Consider the following 1,923-nt stretch of genomic DNA (forward strand, 5'->3'; position numbering starts at 1 on the left):
CCGCGCCCGCCGGGCCCCGCGCGCGCCCTCCGCGCCCCAGGTGGCGCTGCCTCCGGCGCCGCCGCTCCCCGAGGTGGGCCGGGTGCAGCGGGTGTTCCCACGGTTTCCCGGCGCCACGCTGGTGCCCATGGGCCGGCTGGAGGCCAACGGCAGCCCCATGGAGCTGGGCTACTTCGAGACGGACCACCCGCCGGGCGAGGTGCTGGAGTTCTACGCGCGGGAGTTCCGGCTCAGGGGCCGCAACATCGTCACGCAGGACGACGGCGCGGGCGGCGGCGCGGTGAACTACTACGACGAGCGGCTGGGCGCGCTGGTGTCCGTCACCACCATCCGCGTGGGCGGCGCCACGACGCGCACGCTCGTGTTCCCGTCGCTGGTGGAGGCGCCCGAGGGCATCCACCTGCAGGGCACGGCGCCCGCGTCGCTGCCGCAGCCTCCGGGCGCGTGACGGTGCTGCGCGTGGACGAGCAGGGCTCCGGGCGCGGCACGGGCAGCACCACGCTCACCCAGGTGGCGCATGGCACGCCGGGGATGCTCGCGGAGTTCTACCGGGCGCGGATGCCCTCGCGGGGCTACGCGCCTTCGGACCGGCGCCTCTCGAAGGGCGTGGAGCTGCTCGACTTCGAGCGCCCCGGTGAGCGCGTGTCGCTGTCGCTGTCGCCGCTGGACAAGGACGGTCCTCCGGAGTCGCTGATCACGTTCGTCGTCGAACGGGTCTCCCCTCCCCCTCCCCAGGAGTCGAATCGATGAACGGCTGGTTGTCGCGTGGCTACCGGTGGCTGCGGCGTCCGCGCTCGCGGGGGCAGGCCATGGCGGAGTTCACCATCCTGCTGATGGCGCTCATGTTCGGCCTGGGCGCCATCACCACGTTCGCGCCGGAGATGTTCGCGGCGCTCACCATCTACATCCGCGGCTTCTACTGCGTGCTGGGCTACCCGTTCGGCTGAAGGTCAGGGCACGGGCAGCCGGGGCAGCGCGAGCGGCACGGCGTCCAGCGCGGGCCGGGCGCCGGTGCCGCCCTTCTGGGCCGTCCAGGTGGACTCCGCGTCGCGCAGGGACTCCACGCCGAACACGGGCACCCGGGCCGCGGTCACCACCGTGACCTGCTTGCCGGACTCCAGCCGGAAGGTCTGCTCGCGGCCCTTGCCGGCGAAGGGGCCGGTGCGCAGGTCGGTGTCGCGCTGGCGGACGGGCGTCCCCCGGAGCGCGGCGTGGTCCGCGAGCAGGTCCACGGGGATGGAGACGGGGGCGCTGGGCGGCACGGAGAGGGCCAGCCGCTCCACCAGGGCGCGGCCGGTGCCGGCGCGGGCCACCCAGACGACGATGAGGGCGCGGGGGGTGGTCTGGTAGTCCAGCTCCACCTGGTAGAGCGTGTCGTGTTCGCGCGGCGTCTCGCCCACCACGGCGGCGCGCACGGGGAAGGGGGTGCCCTGCTTCGGGCGGACGGTGTATTCCACCCACGTGCCCACGACGGGCTGGAGCTGGCCGTAGAGCAGCGGGGGCGGCACCAGGGCGCGCGCTTCCGGCGAGGCGCTCGGGGGCGATGGGCGGATCCGCTGGCGCCGGGGCCCGGCGTCGGAGGGCGCCACCGTCGCGGCGGGACGGGCCGGAGCGGTGCCCGCGTCGGGCGCGGAGGTGGCCGGCGTGGCGGAGAGCAGCACGGCGGTGCACACGGGACACAGGAGGCGGCGCATGGGAACAGCACTATGGGTCCGGCGCTCCGCGATGGACAAGCTGGGAGGACGCGTGGGACGAAACCTGGCGCTGCTGGCGGTGCTGCTCGTGGGCCTGGGGGCCGTGCCCGCCCTGGCGCGGGACAGCGCTCCGGATGCGCTGTTCGGGCTGCCGCTCGTCCTGCGTGAAGGCGGCTGGGCGCGCTACGTGAACCTGTCGCCGGACGGGCCCGCGCGGTTCGTCATCAAG

Annotated in this window: 3 protein-coding genes and 2 pseudogenes; 4 read left to right on the forward strand and 1 reads right to left on the reverse strand. The window is 75.0% G+C overall.

The genetic code is table 11. From position 1 onward, the window contains the following. The 3 genes and pseudogenes from ACLEQD_RS42295 to ACLEQD_RS42305 form a co-directional block, all read left to right on the forward strand. Positions 1–448, forward strand: a pseudogene (locus ACLEQD_RS42295) (hypothetical protein); the annotation flags it as partial. Then, positions 445–750 (forward strand): hypothetical protein, encoded by a 306-nt coding sequence (locus ACLEQD_RS42300; RefSeq protein ID WP_410391625.1) that lies wholly within the window; start codon positions 445–447, stop codon positions 748–750. The pseudogene ACLEQD_RS42295 and the gene ACLEQD_RS42300, both read left to right, overlap by 4 nt. Next, entirely contained in the window at positions 747–947 is a 201-nt protein-coding gene (locus tag ACLEQD_RS42305) for a hypothetical protein (protein ID WP_410391626.1), read from the forward strand. The genes ACLEQD_RS42300 and ACLEQD_RS42305 overlap by 4 nt, the downstream gene beginning before the upstream one ends. A 3-nt stretch (positions 948–950) precedes the next feature. On the opposite strand, the gene ACLEQD_RS42310 is transcribed toward ACLEQD_RS42305, so the two are convergent. After that, a complete protein-coding gene (locus tag ACLEQD_RS42310) occupies positions 951–1,694 on the reverse strand; it encodes a hypothetical protein (protein WP_410391627.1) in 744 nt (247 codons plus the stop codon). On the opposite strand from ACLEQD_RS42310, the pseudogene ACLEQD_RS42315 reads away from it, so the two are divergent. Then, positions 1,693–1,923: pseudogene (locus tag ACLEQD_RS42315) on the forward strand (hypothetical protein); the annotation flags it as partial. The gene ACLEQD_RS42310 and the pseudogene ACLEQD_RS42315 sit on opposite strands and share 2 nt — an antisense overlap.

It is taken from the genome of Corallococcus sp. 4LFB (assembly GCF_046520365.1).
Classification (GTDB): Bacteria; Myxococcota; Myxococcia; order Myxococcales; family Myxococcaceae; genus Corallococcus; species Corallococcus caeni.